An 18,970-nucleotide genomic window follows, 5' to 3' on the forward strand; every position below is an offset into this window, starting at 1 on the left:
CCAGGCCAGACTTCATGAATTGAGGTCACTTGATTTGTGAAGCGCGGTCGCGAATGGTCAGAGGCGCGCGGCGATGAAATCGACGAAGGCACGGATGCGGGCGGAAAGATGGGCCTGGTCGGAATAGATCAGCGACACCGGCTCGCGGTCGCCGGGATTGAAACCTTCGAGCAGCGGCACGAGCCGCCCTTGCGCGATGTCGGCGCCGATATGGAACTCCGACAGGCGGGCGACGCCGACGCCGGCAAGCGCGAAGCGGCGCAGGCTCTCGCCGTTGTCGACCATCAGGTTGCCGCGCACGGCGAGGTCGAGCTCGGTCATCACGCCCTCCTGGGCGATGCGGAACGGCCATTTGCCGTAGTTCCGGTTGAAGCCGAGCGTCAGGCAATTGTGGGCGAGGAGGTCGGCCGGCTGCGCCGGCATGCCGTGGCGGGCGAGATAGGCGGGGGCCGCGACGACATGGCGGGCGGAGGCGTCGAGGCGCCGCGCGCGGATAGTCGAATCCGCCAGCACGCCGGTGCGGATGGCGATGTCGATGCCGTCGCGGATGAGGTCGGCCGGCGCGTCGGAGAGCTGGAGGTCGAGCTGGATGCCGGGATAGGCGGCGAGGAATTCCGGCACCAGCGGCGAGATCCGGTGCAGGCCGAAGGGAATGTTGCAGCTGACCCTCAGCGTTCCCGCCACCTGCCCGGCGCGCTCGCGCACGGTACGCTCCAGCATCTGCACCTCGCTGACGATCGCCTTGCCGCGCGCGTAGAAATCCTCGCCCTCGGCGGTGAGCCGCAGCTTTCGGGTCGAGCGGATCGCCAGCGGCAGGCCGAGCCGCTCCTCGATGCGGGCGATCGTCTTGCTGACCGCAGACGGCGACAGGTGGAGCTGGGCTGCGGCAAGGGCGAAACTGCCGGTCTCGACCACCCGGACGAAGACCTCGATGTCGGAAAACCGGCTCGACATGCATCCCTCCCTCGATGAATTTCCGTCACGTCACTCGTGACGCTCTTACGCTTTCCCTGCCCGTTCCGCCATGCCAGTCTGCGGGCGAACCGGGCAGCCGGATTGTCCGCCGCCCCATCCCCCTGGAGACATGTCATGTATCAGAAGCGCGCGCTCGTGGTTGGCGCCACGGGTATCGTCGGCCTGAACGTTGCCGAGCATCTGCGCGATCGCGGCGGCTTCGAGATCACCGGCCTGTCGCGCCGGCCGCCGCTCGGCGCCTCCTACATGCGAAGCGTCGCCGTCGACCTGCACGACCCCGGCACCGGCGACATCCTCGCCACGCTCGACCCGACCCATGTCTATTACTGCAGCTGGACGCTCGGACGCAGCGAGGACGAGAACATCCGGCTGAACGGCGGCATGCTGCGCACCGTGCTGGAGGGCGTCAACCGGCGCGGTTCCGTCGAGCATGTCGCCGTCGTCACCGGAACGAAGCACTATCTCGGCCCCTTCGAGGACTACGGCAAGGTCGAGCCGGTCACGCCCTTCCGCGAGGACGCGCCACGGCTGCCGAAGAAGAACTTCTACTACGAACTCGAGGACGTGCTCGCCGAGGCGGCATCGCGGCAGGGGTTCGGCTGGAGCGTGCACCGCTCGCACACGATCATCGGCTATGCCGTCGGCAACCTGATGAACATCGGCGCGACGCTCGCGACCTATGCCACGATCTGCCGCGAGACCGGCCGCCCCTTCGTCTTTCCCGGCAGCCCGACCGGCTGGAGCGGCATCAACGACATCACCGACGCCCGGCTGCTGGCGCGCCACATCGTCTGGGCCTCGACCGAGCCCAATGCCCGCAACGAGGCCTTCAACGCCACCAATGGCGACGTCTTCCGCTGGCGCGAGCTCTGGGCGTCGATCGCGGGCTACTTCGGCATCGCGCCGGGCGCCTATCCGGGCGAGACCAATCCGCTCGAACCGAAGATGAAGACCTATGCTGGCGACTGGGAGGCAATCGTGCGAAAACACGGCCTGCAGGCCAATCCGCTCGACCGGCTCGCGTCCGCCTGGCATACGGATCTGGACCTCGGCCGGCCGATGGAATGCCTGCATTCGATGGCGAAGAGCCGCAAGCTCGGCTTCACCGGCTTCCAGGACACGGAACGCTCCTTCGTCGACGTCTTCGACAGGCTGCGCGCCGAGCGGATCATCCCGTAACAGCCCGTCCGGCACCGTTGCAGCCGAGAGCCGGGATAAAGCCGGCCGCCTCGTCGCGGAAGGGGGTGAGGGACATCGCCGGATCGGCCCCGGCCCATGCGTCCGGGCGGGCGTCAAGGCCTGCCGCGGCGGTCAGGCGAGGTAGCGACGGAACCACTCGATCGTGCGCTCCCAGGCGAGCGTCGCCGCCGCCTCGTCGTAGCGCGGGGTGGAGTCGTTGTGGAAACCGTGGTTCACGCCCGGATAGACATAGGCCTCGTAGGTCTTGCCCTCCGCCTTCAGCGCCGCCTCGTAGGCCGGCCAGCCCTCATTGATCCGGGTGTCGAGTTCGGCATAGTGCAAGAGCAGCGGCGCGCGGATCTTCGCCACGTCCCCGGCGGGTGCCTGCCGGCCGTAGAAGGGAACCGCGGCGCCGAGGTCCGGATAGGCGACGGCGGCCGCGTTCGAGACGCCGCCGCCGTAGCAGAAGCCGGTGATGCCGACCTTGCCGGTCGTGAGCGCGCTCGCCGTCAGGTGATCGATCGCCGCGAAGAAATCGTTCATCAGCTTTTTGGGGTCGACGGTCTGCTGCAGTTCGCGCCCCTTGTCGTCATTGCCGGGATAGCCGCCGACCGAGGTCAGCCCGTCCGGGGCGAGCGCGACGAAGCCGGCCTTGGCGACGCGGCGGGCAACATCCTCGATATAGGGGTTGAGGCCGCGATTCTCGTGCACCACGACAACGCCCGGCACCCTGCCGGACGCCTTCGCCGGGCGGACGAGATAGGCCCGCACGTCGCCATGCCCCTTCGGTGACGGATAGGTGATGTACTCGGCCAGAATGTCGGGATCGGTGAAGGCCACCTGCTGCGCCAGCGCGTAGTCCGGCCCGAGCGCGCCGAGAAGGGCTACGGCGGTGACGCCGCCGACCGCATATTTGGCGGCGCGGTCGAGAAACTCGCGCTTGGTGATCTTTCCATGGGCGTAGAAGTCATAGAGCTCCAGCAGTTCCTGCGGGAAATCGGCGGCGGTCATCCGGGTCATCGAGCGCCCTCCTCGGCGGTCTTCGGCGAATGCCGCCATCCTAAAGCATTTCCAGCCGAAGCGGGATCGCTTCAGCGTCGGACGCTGCGGCAAAAACAGAAGGCAGGAGCACGCCGCCGATCACGATTGCGGCATCGCGCGATCGCCACCATGCCAGTCGGTCACGGATCGAGCCATGCGCGCGCCACCGGACCATCGGCGGCGGAAAGGCCGTGGCCGGCATCGACGGGAGCGATCGTCAGGTCGGCGCCGCCGGCGCGTAGCCAGCCTTCGAGGCGCCCCCGCTCCCCGCCGGCGGCGTCGGCAAGACCGGCGACGGCGAGCACACGCGTTCCGGCAAGGTCCACCGCCGGCAGCAAGGCAAGGACCGGAGCGGCGCGAAAGAGCATGGCGCTGCGGATCAGTCCCGGATGAAGCGCCATCACCGCGGCGAGGAAGTTGGCGCCGTTCGACAGGCCAAGGAAGGTCAGCGCGCCGCGGTCGAGGCCATAGCCCGTCACCGCGCCCTCGACGAAGGCGGCGAAGGCCTCGGCCTCGGCGCGGATGTCGGCCTCGTCGAAGACGCCGGGAGAAAAGCGCCGGAACCAGCGCGGCACGCCTTCCTCCGTCGCCCGGCCGCGCACGCCGAGAAGGGTCGCCCGCGGCGCGATGCGGCGGGCGAAGGGCATCAGGTCGGCCTCGTCGCCGCCGGTCCCGTGCAGGAGCACGATCGTCCGGTGATCCGGATCGTCGGGCGTGTGGAAGCGGTGGACGAAGGGCAGGTCGCGGCGCGGCGGGCGCGGCGCCCCGGGCAGCGAGAACTGCGGCAGCAGTACCTTCAGATCCTCGGCGCGGTCGCGGTCCTGCGGCGGGACGAACAGGATCTCGCCAAGCCGCCCCTCCGCCTCGTCGATGGCGAAGCCCGGCCCGTCGGTCGCAAGCTCGATCAGCGCCCCGCCCGGCTCGCGCACATAGAGCGAGGCGAAATAATGACGGTCGTGCATCGTCGTCGGCGAGGCGTTGCGCCTGGAGAGCGACTGCTCGGCGGCGACGAGCGCCGCGCCGTCGGCGGCGCGAAAGGCGACGTGGTCGGCCGTTCCAGTGCCGGGAACGCCCGGCACATAGCCGGAGGCATCGCGGACATCGACCGCATCGGTGTCGGACACCATCCGGCGCGAGGAGCCCGCGCTCGCGACGGGCCGGTAGCCGAAACGCTCGAGAAAGGCCGCGGTCTCCTCCGGCGCATCGGTCAGGATCGTCACCGCGCGCAGCCTGCCCGCCCGCAGCGGCGCGTCCGGCACGCCGGCGACATCCTCGTCGCCGACGCCGACCAGCTTGACGATGATGCCGTCCGGATCCTTCAGCCGCAGAACCGGCTCGCCGAACTCGCGCATCGGCCCCTCGACCCTGACGCCCTGCGCCAGCGCCCGGGTAAGCCAGGCGCCGATCGAGGCCCTCGGCACGCAAAGGGCGATCTCCGACACCTGCCCGGTGCCGACCCGGCCGGGCGCACCGTCCTCCCAGACGAGAAAGGTGACGAGCGAGCCGGGCGTCGCCTGCCGGTCGCCGTAGAAGAGGTGGAGCTGGGTGGCGTCCTCGAAGCCGCCGGTGCGCTTGACGAGGAAAAGCCCGAGGAAGCCGACATAGAAATCGACATTGTCCTGCACCCGGCGGGTGATCAGCGTGACGTGATGCAGCCCGCTTGCCGGCGCCTTGTCCGATTGCCTGTCCATGAACTGCCCTCCGCGGCCTCTCGCTTACCAAGCGTTAGAGCATAATCCGACCGGAATGAAACGAGGATCGGCAAGATCATGCTTCGAGATGAGGCGTCGAGCGCCGCAGGGCCCGGTGGCAAGCCGTCACCGGATCGCTGCGATGTGCCGGCCGCAGGCTGAAACGGACGGTCGGGGCGCCGCCCTTCGACGTCCGGCCGCACCGGGTAGAAGAAAGCGGGGCGAGGCGAAATAGCCGAAGCCCGGATGCCCGTGCGCCGCAGCCGCAGGCAACGCCACCCGGTGTTTTTCATGGGACGGGAGACTCTTGCTCCGGCCGGGACGACCGCGATTGCCCCCTTCTTCGGGACCCGTTTCGCGGCGACGGGATCGTCATGCGGGATGAGGCCAGGCCGGTTCGGAGAACGGAGCCCGCGCAACCCTACCCGCGGCGCGTCGCCTTCTGCACGCCCGCAGGCCCGTCCTGCATCCGCTCGGCGACGGCGCGCAGGCCGGCCGTGTCGGCCCCGGGCCGCGCGGCCAGCAGCAGCGCGGCGATCTCCGGCGGGATGCGCACCGCCGCCTCGCCGAGCGGCGCGGGTCTGCCGAGCAGAAAACCCTGCAGCTCGTCGCAGCCGGCGCGCACCAGGATCTCGGCGATGTCCGGGGTCTCGACCCCCTCCGCCACCACGGTCATGCCGAGACCGGCGCCGAGATCGATGATGGAGCGGATGATGGCGGGGGCGTTGTCGTTGGTGCCGAGACCGGCGACGAAGCTGCGGTCGATCTTGATCGTGTCGAAGGGCAGCCGGCTCAGATAGCTCAGGGAGGAATAGCCGGTGCCGAAATCGTCGAGCGCGATGTCGACCCCGAGGCGCTTCAGGGCCCGCAGCACCGCCAGCGCGCGGCGGTCGTCGTCGATCAGGGTCCCCTCGGTGATCTCAAGCTCGAGCCGGCGCGGATCGATGCCGGTCTCGGCGATGATGTCGGCGACGATCGAGACGAAATTGTGCTGGCGGAATTGCAGCGGGCTGACATTGATGCTGATCCGGCGTCCGTCAAGGCCGTCGCGGGCGATGTGGCAGGCGCGGCGGATCACCCATTCGCCGATCTGGACGATCTTTCCGGAGGCCTCCGCCACCGGAATGAAATCGGCGGGACCGATAAGCCCGCGCTCGGGATGATGCCAGCGCAGCAGGGCTTCGTAGCCGGCGACGGCGGCCGTGCGCGTATCGACGCGCGGCTGGAGGTAGAGTTCGAACCCGTCGCCGTCGATCGCCGCCTGAAGGTCGGCCTCCAGCGCCCGCCGCTTCTCGACGATGTCGTTCATGCCGGGCCGGAACAGGCTGTAGAGGTTGCGGCCGGAATTTTTCGCGTGGTAGAGCGCGATGTCGGCGCGGGCGACGAGAAGTTCGGCGCTGTCGGCATGCAGCGGATGCAGCGCGCAGCCGATGCTGGCGCCGGAGCGCACCAAGACACCGTCGCCGACATCGATCTCCCGGCGCATGTCCTCGACGATGCGCATCGCCGTATCCGCCACCTGCGCCTCGAACGGGACACGCGGCATCAGGATCGCGAACTCGTCGCCGCCGAGGCGCGCGACGGTGTCGCCGCCGCGCACGAGCGCCTGAAGGCGGCGCGCCGTCTCCCGGATCACGGCGTCGCCGGCCGGATGGCCGTGGATGTCGTTGACATCCTTGAAGCGGTCGAGGTCGACGAGCAGCACGGCGATGCCGGTGCCGCTCTCCGCGCGGCTGACGGCGCGCTGCAGTCTTTCGTTGAAAAGGGCACGGTTGGCGAGCCCGGTCAGGGGATCGTGCTGGGCGAGATGGAGGATGCGCGCCTCGGATTTCTTGCGCTCGCGCAGGTCGACGATACAGCTGATCTCGACATTCTCGCCTCTCAGCGTGATGCTGCGCCCGCGCGCCTCGACGGGAATGCGGCGGCGGGCCGCATCGACGAGCTCGACCTCGCGCGTGGCGTCGTCGCGCCCGAGGCCGGCGAAGGCGTCGCGGTGCTCGCGCGGGAAGAGATCGGCGACCGGCTTGCCGATGAGCGCGTCGAGGGGCGCGCCGTAAAGGGCCGCGAGCTGGGCGTTGCCGTCGATGACGGTCCCGGCGCGATGCATCAGGATCGCCTCGAAGGTGGCGTTGGCGATCGCGGAGACGCGTTCGGATTCCTCCGCGTCCCGCTGCATCTCCGCCTGTTCACCGCGCGCCTGCTCCTCCGCCTCGAGATTGTCCATCAGCGCGTTGAAGAGCCGCGTCAGCTTCTCCGCATCGTCGCCGCGATCGACCGGAAGGCGCATGCCGAGATCGGCATTGCCGCGCACCAGCGTCGCGAAGGCATCCTCGACATGGCCGGTACCGATCCGCGTCGCATGCTCCGCCTCGTTGAGCCCGATCTCCTCGGCATCCGCCTCGACGCGCACGGGCATCAGCCGGCCGAGCAGCCAGAAGAAGGCATAGCCGGCCGAAAAGGCCCAGGCGAAATTCACCAGCGCGCCGAAGGACTGGACGGAGAATTGCGCGAGGCGCCCGCCGGCCGGCAGGAGATCGACCGGCGCAAGCAGCGCGAGCGCCAGCGTGCCCGCCACCCCGGCCGCGCCATGCACGCCGATCGCGCCGACGGCATCGTCGATGCGCAGCCGCGTCTCGATGAGGATGTTGACCTGGATCGCGGCAACGCTGCCGAGCGCGCCGATCGCGAGCGCCCCGAGGGGCTCCAGCATCTGGCAGCCGGCGGTGACGGCGACCAGCCCGCCGAGCATGCCGCAATTGGCCTTTTCCGGCAGGTAGACGCGGTCCTGCCACCAGCCGAGGCAGTAGCCGACGACCGCGCCGACGGAGCCGGCAAGCACCGTGTTCATGACGATCTTGGCGACGTCGGCGCGGGCCGAAAGCGTCGAGCCGCCGTTGAAACCGATCCAGCCGATGAAGAGCAGCAGCGCGCCGGTGGTCGCGAGCACGGGACTGTGGCCGGACATGCGCACCGGCCGGCCCGCGGCATCGAACCGCCCGACGCGCGGCCCGATGACGAGGCAGGCGGCGAGCGAAACCCAGGCGCCCGTCGAATGGACGACCGTGGAACCGGCGAAATCGACGAAGCCGAGCCGGGAAAGGAAGGAAGAGGCATTACGGCCGAGCGCCGATCCCCAGGCCCAGTGGACGAAGACGGGATAGATGATGCCCGACATGGCGAGCCCGCCGAAGACATAGGCGGAAAGGCGCATGCGTTCGGCGACCGCGCCGGAGACGATCGTCGCCGCCGTGCCGCAGAACATCACCTGGAAGACGAAGAAGCCCTGTTCGTAGGGAGAAAGGCCCGAGAGGAAAAAGAAACGCCCGTCCATGCCGAAGGGAAGCACCGTTGCCGCGCCGAAGGCGAGCATGAAGCCGACCGCCGCGAAGGCGACGGCGCCGAAGACGAAATCGAGCATGTTCTTCTGCGCGACGTTGATCGAGTTCTTCGATCGGACCATGCCGGCTTCGAGCAGGAGAAAGCCGACCTGCATCAGCATCACGAGCGCCGCCGCCGCCATCATCCAGAGCAGGTCGAGATCGGCGCGCAGGGCGTCGAGCGGCGTGCCGGCCGCGCTCGCGACGCTGCCCTGAGCGAGCAGGAACATAAAGGACAGAAAGACGGGCGCGCCGCGCCCCTTCGGACGCAGCCTGTTCAGGAAAGACGCCATGTGCCGCAAGACCTGGATTGACGATGAAGCCGAGGTTAACGGCGACCGATTAAGTTTATATTTCGCCCACGCCGGGAATTTCGACGTAAGTGGCGGCAATAATTGGAGAAAAGAGGAAATTTCGCCCAAGTTTTGGGCGCTGTGGCGCACCTTTGGGCAACCTCAAAAACGAGGGCCGCGCCCGCCTCCGCCGCGGTGGCGAGATCCCGGTCAGCGGGCGACGACGACCGCCACGCCGGCATCGGCAAGCGCCTGCGCGATCGCCGGCGGCGGCGGCGCGTCGGTGACGAGCGTATCGAGGGCCGAAAGCGGCGCCACCTCGAAGACGGCGCGGCAATCGAGCTTGGAGTGGTCGGCAAGCACGGTCAGCCGATCGGCCCGCTCGATCATCGCCTTGGCCACCTCGGCCTCCTGCAGGTCGAAATCCATGATGCAGGCGGCGTCCAGCGCGCCGACGGTCAGCACCACATGCCGGGCGCGGAACTTGCCGATCTGCTCCAGCGCCAGCGGCCCGAGGCTTTCGCCGGCATCCGCGCCATAGGCGCCGCCGATCAGGAACAGCGACTGGCTGGCATTGGCCGAAAGGGTGGCGGCGATGCGCGGCGCGTTGGTGACGACGACCAGGCCGTCGATCCTCGCCAGCGCCTCGGCGAAGGCGACGGTGGTGCTGCCGGTATCGATGAAGAGCGAATCGCCACGCGCGAAGAGGGCCGCCGCCGCCCGCGCCAGCCGGTGCTTCGCCTCGGCATTCTGCATCATCCGCTGCGCGAAGGGCCCTTCCTTGTTGCTGGCCGTCGCCGGCGCGACGAGGGGCCGTGCGCCGCCATGGATCTTGCGCAGCCGCCCGGCGGCATCGAGCCGCGCAAGGTCCCGCCTCACCGTCTCGCGGGAGACGGCGAGCGCCTCGGCCAGCGCCTCGACACTCATGCCTCCGCCCTGGCCGAGCAGCGCGACGATCCTGTCCCAGCGGTCGGTCGGCGACATCGGCGGCTCCTCCGGCAGCCGTCGCGCTCCGTCGCGACAGCATCCTCGTTGTAGGACGCACTGACCGTTCGGTCAACAAAAATGAGAAAAGATGACCGTTCGGCCTCTTATACTCTGCATGCCGCGATCATTCGGGCTTTTCGTGATAAATTTGGTCTTTTCTTTCCCGCAAAGCCCGTTAATCTGGCCACCGCGCGAGACAACCGAAACGGGCCGCGCCGATGGACCGGACACGGGCCATCGAGAGAGAGACCAGGGGAACGCAATGACCAAGTCCGACACGACCATCGCCAGACGGTAGCGCCGCAGGACGCATCCGCCTCAGTGACACTCGGCCAGGGGCCGGCTCCGGACATCCGGCGCCGTGCGTTCCTTCGTGCCGGCCAGCGATGGAGACAGCCCAATGCCTGAAACGCCTGACGAACGCATCCGCCCCGGAGCGCCCGCATGCATCCGATGATCGCCGCCTATGTCAAATGGACCGACCGGATCTCCGACTATGTCGGCTATCTGGCGGCCTCGCTCATCTTCTTCATGGGCGGAACGCTGCTCTTCGACGCCGTCACCCGCAACCTGATCCGGATGCCGGTGCACTGGGCGGTCGAACTGACGCAATTCACCCTTGCCGCCTACTATTTCATGGGCGGGCCCTTCACGATCAAGAACAACGAGCATGTGCGCATGGACCTCTGGTATTCGACCCTGTCGGAGCGCGGCAAGCACAGGATGGACCTCGCCACCAGCGGCTGCATGATCTTCTATCTCGGCGTCCTGCTGATCGGCGGCATTTCCAGCCTGATCTACGCTATCGAGACCAACGAGAAGCGCTTCTCGATCTGGAACCCGTCCGTCATTCCGATCAAGGCGCTGCTGGTTGCCTGCCTGGTCCTCATGCTGCTGCAATGCATCGGCGAGGTGTTCAAGCACATCGACGCGCTGCGCCGGGAGCGGCACGCATGAGCTATGAAATGATCGCGCTGATCCTGTTCGGATCGATGATGTTCATGCTGGCGACCGGCCAGCGCGTCTTCGCCGGCATCGGCTTCGTCGCCAGCGCCGCCGCCCTGCTGCTCTACGGACCGGGCGCCATCGAGATCCCGTTCAACCAGGTGTTCAAGCTGTTCAACTGGTACGCCATGCTGACGCTGCCCCTGTTCATCTACATGGGCTACATCCTGGCGGAATCCGGCATCGCCGAAGACCTCTACAAGATGCTGCATGTCTGGTTCGGCAGGCTCACCGGCGGGCTTGCCATCGGCACCATCTTCCTGATGGTCATCATCTCCGCGATGAACGGGCTCTCCGTCGCCGGCATGGCGATCGGCGCCACCATCGCCCTGCCGGAAATGATCCGCCGCGGCTACGACAAGGTGCTGATCTCCGGCGTGGTGCAGGGCGGCTCGTCGCTCGGCATCCTCATTCCGCCGTCGGTGGTCCTCGTGCTCTACGGCATGATCGCCCGCCAACCCGTGTCGAAGCTGTGGTTCGCCGGCGTCTTTCCCGGCCTTCTGATGGCGGCGCTGTTCATCCTCTACATCTATGTCCGCGCCAAGCTCAATCCGAAGCTGACCCCGAAGCTGTCGGAGGAGGAGCTGGCGATGCCGATGCGGGAGAAGCTGGCGCTGCTGCGCGCCGGCATCATTCCCTTCGCCATCTTCTTCTTCATGACCGGACTTTTCGTCATGGGCTGGGTCAGCCTCGTCGAAAGCTCGGCCGTCGGCGCGACGGCGGCGACGCTCGCGGCGGTCGCCAAGGGACGCTTCACCTGGAAGGTGATCCGCGATTCCTCGATGAAGACGCTCGGCGTCTCCTGCATGTTCATGTGGCTGATCCTGGCGGCGCTTGCCTTCGGCTCCGTCTTCGACGGGCTCGGCGCGGTCAAGGCGATCGAATTCCTGTTCATCACCCAGTGGGATCTGAACCCCTGGACGATCATCATCATGATGCAGCTGAGCTTCATCATCATGGGCATGTTCCTCGACGACACCGCCATGCTCGTCATCGTCGCGCCGCTCTATATCCCGCTCGTCAAGGCGCTCGATCTCGGCTTCGACAACCAGCTGATCTGGTACGGCATCCTCTACACCATCACCTGCCAGATCGCCTACATCACCCCGCCTTTCGGCTACAACCTGTTCCTGATGCGCTCGCTCGCGCCGAAGGAAATCTCGCTGGTCGACATCTACAAGTCGATCTGGCCCTTCGCGGGGATCATGGTGCTGACCGTCATCATCCTCATGATCTTTCCGCAGATCGCCCTGTGGCTTCCGGAGCATATGAACGTGAAGGGCTGATCCGGACACCGGCCCTGCACATCCCTTCCAAAACAATCCAGAGGAGAACAAGAATGACCGACGACACGAAAAAGCCGAGCCCTTCGGAGGCGATCCTCGCCAGCCGCCGCCATTTCCTGACGAGAGCCAGCCTCGGCGCCGGCGCGGCCGTCGCCGGCGCAACGCTCGCCGCCCCTTACGTCAACGCCCAGAGCGGCCCGATCAAGTGGCGCCTGCAGACCTATTCCGGCGCGCCGCTCGGCGCCCATGTGATCAAGCCGCAGATCGAGGCCTTCAACAAGGCGGCGAACGGCGAGATGGAGATCGAGCTCTACTATGCCGACCAGCTCGTGCCGACATCCGACCTGTTCCGCGCGCTGCAGAGCGGCACGATCGACGCCGTCCAGTCGGACGAGGCGACGATGGCCTCGCCGGTCGACATCGCCCAGTTCGGCGGCTACTTCCCCTTCGCCACCCGCTACAGCCTCGATGTGCCGGCGCTCTTCAACTATTACGGCCTCAAGGAAATCTGGGAAGAAGCCTATGGCGAGGTCGAGGGCGTGACGTGGCTGTCGGCCGGCGCCTGGGACCCGCTGCACATCTTCACCGTCGACAAGCCGATCCGGAGCCTTGCCGACATGAACGGCCTGCGCGTCTTTGGCGTGCCGACAGCCGGCCGGTTCCTGTCGCGCTACGGCCTCGTCCCGGTGACGATCCCGTGGGACAATGTCGAGGTCGCGTTGCAGACCGGCGAACTCGACGGCGTCGCCTGGTGCGGCTTCACCGAGGCCTATGAGGTCGGCTGGGCGGACGTGTGCAAGTATGCGCTGACGAACTCGGTGACCGGCGCCTGGTTCGGCTCCTATTTCGCCAACACGGCGAGCTGGAACAAGGTGCCGCCGCACCTGCAGGAGCTTTTCCGCATCACCATCGACCAGTCGCATTACTATCGCGACGTCTGGTACTGGGGCGGCGAGGCGAAGCTGCGCGTCGAGGGCGAGAAGATGGAGCTGACCGCGCTGCCGGCCGAGGAATGGAACCAGGTGGTCAAGGATTCCGCGAGCTTCTGGGACGAGACGGCGTCTTCCAGTCCCCGCGCCGGCAAGGTGGTCGAGGCCTTCAAGAAATACGCCGCCGTCATGGAAAAGGCCGGCTATCCCTATCGCTGAGCGACCGGGAAAAACCGGGACGGCGCCGCCTCGGCGCGCGCCGTCCCTCCCATGACCGTTGCGCGGCGGCACCGCTCCGGCCTGCCGCCCCCCGATGCCCCGGCGCCGTCCGGCGCCCTTTGAAGAGAGCGGTATGCTCCCACACTCCCATCCCTTGAGCGAGGACCTGTTCGACGTCGCCGTCATCGGCGCCGGCGTCGTCGGCTGTGCCGTCGCCCGCCGTTTCGCACTGGCCGGCGCGAAAGTGGTGCTCGTCGAAAAGGGAGCGGACATTCTCTCGGGCGCCTCCAAGGCGAACAGCGCCATCCTTCACACCGGTTTCGACGCGCCGCCGGACAGTCTCGAACTGGACCTCGTCAGGGCCGGGCGCGAGGAATATCTGGAGATGCGCGCGAGCCTCGGCCTGACGATGGTGCGCACCGGCGCGCTCGTCTGCGCCTGGAGCGCCGAGGAGGCCGCGAAACTGGAGGGCTTCGAACGGCAGGGCCGAGTCAACGGCATCACCGATCTGAGGATCCTCTCCGGCACGGAAGCCCGCCGCACCATGCCGTCGCTGTCCGAAAACCTCGTCGCGGCGCTGGAGGTCGACGGCGAGCATGTCATCGACCCCTGGACGGCGCCGCTTGCCTATCTGACCCAAGCCATAGCGCTCGGCGCCCGCTTCTTCCGCAATGCGGAACTGGTGAAGGGCACGTTCGACGGCGAATGGACGCTCGACACCGGCGCCGGAACGCTGAAGGCCCGCGCGGTCGTCAACAGCGCCGGGCTCTATGGCGACATCGTCGACGCGCGGCTGGGCTTTTCGCCGGAATTTTCGATCCGGCCGCGTAAGGGCCAGTTCGTCATCCTCGACAAGGCCGCCTTCCGCCACGTGCCGCGCATCCTCCTGCCGGTGCCGACCGCGATCACCAAGGGCGTCGTCGTCTGCCCCACCGCCTTCGGCAACGTGCTGGTCGGGCCGACGGCGGAGGAGCAGGACGACCGGACGCGCGCCACCGTTGACACGGAAACGCTGCGGGCGCTCGTGACGCGCGGGGCGGAAATCGTGCCGGCACTCGCCGGCATGCCGGTCACCGCGCTCTATGCTGGCCTGCGTCCGGGGACGGAAGAGAAGGGCTACCGGGTCTACTGCCGGCCGGAACACCGGGCGATCACGCTCGGCGGCATCCGCTCGACCGGCCTCAGCGCCGCCCTCGGCCTCGCCCGCCACGCGCTGGCGCTCCACGGCACCTTCGGCGCGACGCTGACCGCGCCGGAGCGCGTGCCCGACATCCGCCTGCCGAACCTCACCGAAACGGAAGAGCGCGACTGGCAGCGCCCGGACCATGGCGAGATCCTCTGCCATTGCGAGCTGGTGACGCGGCGCGAGGTGGAAGCGACCTTCTCGAGCGCCGTGCCTCCCGGCGATTTCGGTGGGCTCAGGCGGCGCACCCGTGCCGGCATGGGCCGTTGCCAGGGCTTCTACTGCAACGCGCATCTGGCGGCCCTGACCGCCGGGCGGCTTGCGACACCGCTCGCCGCCGGCGAGAAAGACCGGCCATGAGCGGCGCGGACGCGGATGTCGCCGTCATCGGCGGCGGCCCGGCAGGGGTTGCCGCGGCCCTCGAACTGCGCCGCCGGGGCGTCGCGCGCGTCGTGATCCTCGACCGCGAGCCCATGCTGGGCGGTGCGACCCGCCATTGCAGCCATTCGCCCTTCGGCATGCGCGAATTCGGCCGTATCTATCTCGGCGCCGCCTATGGCCGGCGCCTGCAGGCGGACGCCGAACGGGCGGGCATCGACATCCGCCTTCACCATTCCGTGGTCTCGCTCGGCGACGACGGGCTGCTGACCCTTGCGACGCCCGGCGGTGTCACGCGGCTTGCCGCCCGGCGCGTGATGATTGCGACCGGCGCGCGCGAGATGCCGCGTTCCGCTTTGCTCGCCCCCGGCGACCGGCCGGTCGGCATCCTCACCACCGGCGCGCTGCAATCCTATGTCGCGTTCCACGGGCTGATGCCGTTCCGAAGGCCGCTGATCGTCGGCTCCGAACTCGTGTCGCTCTCCGCCGTCATCACCTGCCTCGGCCATGGCGCGCGCCCGGTGGCGATGATCGAACCGGGGCCGCATCCTCTGGCGCGGGCGCCGCTGACCCTGCTGCCGCGGCTTGCCGGCATTCCCTTCCACACCGGAGCAACGCTCGTCGATATTCGCGGCGCCACCCGTGTCGAGACGGTCACGGTGCGGCTCGCCGACGGCACGTTTCGAACGTTTTCCTGCGATGGCGTGCTCTTCACCGGCCGCTTCACCCCGGAAGCATCGCTGGTGCGGCAGTCGACGCTGGCACTGGCCGAGGGCAGTGCCGGCCCGGCGATCGACGCCAGCGGCCGGCTGGACAATCCGCTCTACTTTGCCGGCGGCAATGTGCTGCGCGCGGTCGAGACGGGCGGCTGGGCCTTTCGAGAGGGGCGCCGCGTGGGCGCAGCGATCGCCGCCGATCTCGGCCGCGAACCGGCCGAGGCGCCGACGGTGTCGGTCCTCTTCGACGCACCGGTCAAGCTCGTCGTGCCGACGCTCCTGCGGCGCGGCCAGTCGCCGGAAGCCTTTGCCGATTTCCAGCTCCGCTTCGCCCGCCGCGCCCGCGGCCAGCTGTCGCTCAGCCTCGACGGGCGCGAGGTCTGGGCGAAAGAAGGCGACTGGAAGCCGGAACGGCGCATCCTCGTGCCGATCCCGCCGGGGGCACCCGAGGCGGACCATATCCGTTTCCACTTCAGGGAGCGCGCCTGATGCGCATCGCCGCCATCGACCAGGGAACGACCTCGACCCGCTGCCTCGTCATTTCCGAGGACGGGGCGGGCCGCGTCCTGACCCAGGTCGCCGCCAGCCGCCGCCACGCCCAGCACCATCCGGCCGCCGGATGGGTCGAGCACGATGCGGAGGAACTGCTCGCCAATATCCGCGCCGTCCTTGCCGCCGCCGGTCCGGTCGATGCGATCGCCATCGCCAACCAGGGCGAGAGCTGCCTTGCCTGGGACGCGATGACGGGTGCCGCCCTCTCCCCGGTCATCGTCTGGCAGGACGCGCGCACGGCGCAGGCGCTCGAAGCCCTCGGGCCGGCGGCGGACGCGCGCTCGAAGGCGGTCACCGGCCTGCCGCTCGATCCCTATTTCTCTGCGAGCAAGCTCGCCTTTCTGATTAGGAACGTGCCCGCCGTCGCCGCCGCCCATGCGGCCGGCCGGCTCCGGCTCGGCACCACCGACGCCTTCTTCCTCGACCGGCTCGCCGGCGCCTTCGCCACCGATCTCGCCACGGCCTCGCGCACCGGCCTCCTCGACCTTTCGGAGGGCGTCTGGAGCGAGGAGATGTGCGCGCTGTATCGCGTCCCGATCGGCTGCCTGCCGGAGATCCGGCCCGTCGACGCCGGCTTCGGCCTGATCGACGGCGTGCCGGTCCAGGCCTCGATCGTCGACCAGCAGGCCGCGCTCTATGGCCATGGCTGCCGGCAGCCCGGCGACTGCAAGATCACCTTCGGCACCGGCGCCTTCCTGCTTGCCGTCAGCGGCGCGGAGCGGCCGGAGGCCGGCGGGCTGCTGCCGACCATCGGCTGGATGCGGGACAGGGAGGCGCCGGTCTACGCCATCGAGGGCGGCGTCTATGATGCCGGCGCGGCACTCGAATGGTTGAAACGTCTCCGGCTCTATGACGAGGTCACGGAACTGGACGGTTTCGACGGCCCCTCGGCGATCAGCCGCGGCATCGCCTTCGTGCCGGCCCTCTCCGGACTTGCAGCGCCCTACTGGGACCGCAACGCGGCGCCGCTGATGATCGGCATGGACCATGCGACCAGCCGCCAGGACCTCTGCCGCGCGGCCATCGAAGGCATCGCGCTGCTGACGGCCGGGCTGATCGACGCGGCCGGCCCGGCGGTGGGCGGCGCGGCAGCGATCTCGATCGACGGCGGCGTCTCGCAGAGCCGCTATTTTGCCCGATGCCTCGCCTCCGCCAGCGGACGCAGCATCACGCTGCCGGCGATGCACGAACTGACGGCGCTCGGCCTTGCCGAACTCTGCGGCATCGACGGGGCACCGGTGCGCGCCGACGCCCGCCATGTATCGCCGGACAACACCCTCACGCCCGCCGACCGCAGGCGCTTCCATGCCGCCGTCGAGCGCGCGCGCGGCTGGAGAACGACGGACGCCTGACGGGTACGCCGCCGTCTCACCCCGAAAGCGCCGGTCGAGGCTGCGGGAGATGATCCGGGCGAACGGGCGGTCGAGCATGTCCTTTCGGACGGAAAGGCGCCGGGCGAGACGGGATCCCACAATCCCGCAAGGCATGCCGTCGAGGAAACCGGAGACGGCATAAGGTCGGCGCGGTGGTGACACCGAAGGCGGTGCCGACGACGAGCGGACGGTCGATCCCTCCTGCCCGCCGGAACACGGGCACCGCGCGTCGGAGGACGGCCGGACGCGGCGCCGCCTGATCGCAGAGGGCGATCACCGACGGAATCAGCGCTCTACCAACTGCGAAGGCGAAGGCGCGCGCGGGATCGACCGTGCCTCAGATCACGAGACCGCCCAGCGAACAGGACGCCGCGGACAAGGGCTGCGAAGATCCGGTGCCCTGTGGTCGTGGCACGGGCACATCCGCGAGTCCCCGGCTGAGGCGGCGGATGGAGCGGCGGAGCATGCGGGCATCGCCTTAGCGGGAGCGTCGACGTACGCCGTGCCGTCGTCGGGCCTGGGCGGCATGTCGTTGGGAAAGACCACGTTGCCCGCAACCCAGGCGAGGCAGGCGGGCGTGTGGCCGGGCACAGGCAGGACCATCGCGTCGGGCGGGCCGGTCGCGAACAGGTCGCCGTCTTCGAAGAGCCGGCCGAACGGGCTGCTGTTGGGCTGGACCTCAGGTTCGGCATTGAAAATCTCGCCGAAGACGTTCCGTCCGCCCTCGTGAAGCTCGCACCGGCCCCAATGGCGGCATCGCGCGAGGAGGCACGCCTTTCGTGGCGCGCGAAATCTGAGGACAGCGCGACCTGTGGTTAGCAAACACGCACATAATCCACAGAGGTCCCACAAATTATGTGGACACTTCCACGTTTTCATGCGAAGCTTGCCCAATAACAAGGCGAGACAATCGTCTGATGAAAATTTGTGCGAAACAGCATGATTTTTCGCAAGGGGAGCCTCTTGGTTAAGCTGGAAAGCGACATGATGACGCTCGGAGCCGCGCGTCTGTCGAAAACGGTGCGGCAGGAACGGATCATCTCCGAACTGCAGGCCTCGCCGACGCTGCGCGCCTCCGAACTCGCGACCGCGCTCGGCGTGTCGCACGAGACGATCCGGCGCGACCTGATGGAACTCGACAGCCGCGGCCTGATCAACCGGACCTATGGCGGCGCGGCGCGGCCCTTCGCCTTCGAGGCGCCGGTGCGCGAACGCAGCAAATATATGGTCGACGAACGCGAGCGGATCGCCGCCGCCGTCTGCGAGCGGATCGCGGAGAACGAGGTCCTGCTGATGGGCGCGGGCGCGACGACCAACCACGTCGCGCGGCGCCTGGCGGCGATCCGGCGCAACATCACCGTCATCACCCACGACTTCTCGATCGCCCAGGCGCTCTGCCACAACCCGACGATCCGCACCCTGTTCCTGCCGGGACGCACCCATCCGACCGAAGGCTATGTCTACGGCCACCAGACGATCGCCGGCATCAACGGCTTCCAGGCCAACTGGGCGATCGTCGGCGCCACGGGCACGGATGTCGACGGGCTCTACGACGCCGACGACGAGGCCGGCGCCGTCTACCGCGCCATGGTGACGCGGGCCGCCCGCGCCATTCTCGTCGCAGACTCGACCAAGTTCCTCGTGCCCTCGCTCGTCTGCTACGCCGAATGGCAGGAACTCGACCATTTCTTCACAGACCAGGCCCCGCCGCCCGCGCTGACCAAGGCGGTGCGCATCGCGGGCGTCGAACTCATCATCACCGGAAACCAGGATTGACGGAGGCGGA

General features: G+C 68.3%; 13 protein-coding genes. 8 read left to right on the forward strand and 5 right to left on the reverse strand.

Translation table 11 applies throughout. The annotated features are described in order from the left end of the window. Nucleotides 1-57 precede the first annotated feature (57 nt). The gene (locus ACEVQ6_RS12330) at nucleotides 58-954 is read right to left on the reverse strand and encodes a LysR family transcriptional regulator (RefSeq protein ID WP_374889289.1); all 897 of its coding nucleotides are present in this window, start codon (nucleotides 952-954) and stop codon (nucleotides 58-60) included. A gap of 135 nt (nucleotides 955-1,089) precedes the next feature. On the opposite strand from ACEVQ6_RS12330, the gene ACEVQ6_RS12335 reads away from it, so the two are divergent. Then, a complete protein-coding gene (locus ACEVQ6_RS12335) occupies nucleotides 1,090-2,154 on the forward strand; it encodes an SDR family oxidoreductase (protein WP_374889290.1) in 1,065 nt (354 codons plus the stop codon). Nucleotides 2,155-2,286: 132 nt separating this feature from the next. Here the strand turns inward: ACEVQ6_RS12335 and yghX are convergent, their stop codons facing one another. The 4 genes from yghX to ACEVQ6_RS12355 form a co-directional block, all read right to left on the reverse strand. After that, on the reverse strand, nucleotides 2,287-3,174 hold the full coding sequence (gene yghX / locus ACEVQ6_RS12340) for a YghX family hydrolase (RefSeq protein WP_374889291.1): 888 nt from the start codon (nucleotides 3,172-3,174) through the stop codon (nucleotides 2,287-2,289). A gap of 161 nt (nucleotides 3,175-3,335) precedes the next feature. After that, nucleotides 3,336-4,886, reverse strand: coding sequence for a VOC family protein (locus ACEVQ6_RS12345; protein WP_374889292.1), 1,551 nt, complete (start codon nucleotides 4,884-4,886; stop codon nucleotides 3,336-3,338). Between the two features lie 421 nt (nucleotides 4,887-5,307). Beyond that, nucleotides 5,308-8,556, reverse strand: a complete 3,249-nt coding sequence (gene amt / locus ACEVQ6_RS12350; RefSeq protein ID WP_374889293.1) for an ammonium transporter — start codon at nucleotides 8,554-8,556, stop codon at nucleotides 5,308-5,310. Between the two features lie 210 nt (nucleotides 8,557-8,766). Further along, a complete protein-coding gene (locus tag ACEVQ6_RS12355) occupies nucleotides 8,767-9,540 on the reverse strand; it encodes a DeoR/GlpR family DNA-binding transcription regulator (RefSeq protein ID WP_374889294.1) in 774 nt (257 codons plus the stop codon). A 447-nt stretch (nucleotides 9,541-9,987) separates the two neighbouring features. On the opposite strand from ACEVQ6_RS12355, the gene ACEVQ6_RS12360 reads away from it, so the two are divergent. From ACEVQ6_RS12360 to ACEVQ6_RS12390, 7 genes are all read left to right on the forward strand, one after another. Further along, nucleotides 9,988-10,500: a TRAP transporter small permease subunit gene (locus tag ACEVQ6_RS12360; protein ID WP_374889295.1), complete on the forward strand. Its 513-nt coding sequence runs from the start codon at nucleotides 9,988-9,990 to the stop codon at nucleotides 10,498-10,500. Further along, the gene (locus ACEVQ6_RS12365; RefSeq protein WP_374889296.1) at nucleotides 10,497-11,834 is read left to right on the forward strand and encodes a TRAP transporter large permease; all 1,338 of its coding nucleotides are present in this window, start codon (nucleotides 10,497-10,499) and stop codon (nucleotides 11,832-11,834) included. The genes ACEVQ6_RS12360 and ACEVQ6_RS12365 overlap by 4 nt, the downstream gene beginning before the upstream one ends. A 53-nt stretch (nucleotides 11,835-11,887) precedes the next feature. After that, nucleotides 11,888-12,982, forward strand: coding sequence for a TRAP transporter substrate-binding protein DctP (gene dctP / locus ACEVQ6_RS12370; protein ID WP_374889297.1), 1,095 nt, complete (start codon nucleotides 11,888-11,890; stop codon nucleotides 12,980-12,982). 133 nt (nucleotides 12,983-13,115) lie between these two features. After that, nucleotides 13,116-14,525: an NAD(P)/FAD-dependent oxidoreductase gene (locus ACEVQ6_RS12375; protein WP_374889298.1), complete on the forward strand. Its 1,410-nt coding sequence runs from the start codon at nucleotides 13,116-13,118 to the stop codon at nucleotides 14,523-14,525. Continuing rightward, nucleotides 14,522-15,748 carry an NAD(P)/FAD-dependent oxidoreductase gene (locus ACEVQ6_RS12380; RefSeq protein ID WP_374889299.1) on the forward strand — a complete coding sequence of 409 codons (1,227 nt, stop codon included), beginning with the start codon at nucleotides 14,522-14,524 and terminating at the stop codon, nucleotides 15,746-15,748. The genes ACEVQ6_RS12375 and ACEVQ6_RS12380 overlap by 4 nt, the downstream gene beginning before the upstream one ends. Further along, entirely contained in the window at nucleotides 15,748-17,163 is a 1,416-nt protein-coding gene (locus ACEVQ6_RS12385; RefSeq protein WP_374889300.1) for an FGGY family carbohydrate kinase, read from the forward strand. Before ACEVQ6_RS12380 ends, ACEVQ6_RS12385 begins: the two co-directional genes overlap by 1 nt. A 1,005-nt stretch (nucleotides 17,164-18,168) precedes the next feature. After that, on the forward strand, nucleotides 18,169-18,960 hold the full coding sequence (locus ACEVQ6_RS12390) for a DeoR/GlpR family DNA-binding transcription regulator (protein WP_374889301.1): 792 nt from the start codon (nucleotides 18,169-18,171) through the stop codon (nucleotides 18,958-18,960). The last annotated feature ends 10 nt before the right edge of the window (nucleotides 18,961-18,970 follow it).

It is taken from the genome of Ensifer soli, assembly GCF_041928815.1.
Lineage (GTDB): Bacteria > Pseudomonadota > Alphaproteobacteria > Rhizobiales > Rhizobiaceae > JBHFEI01.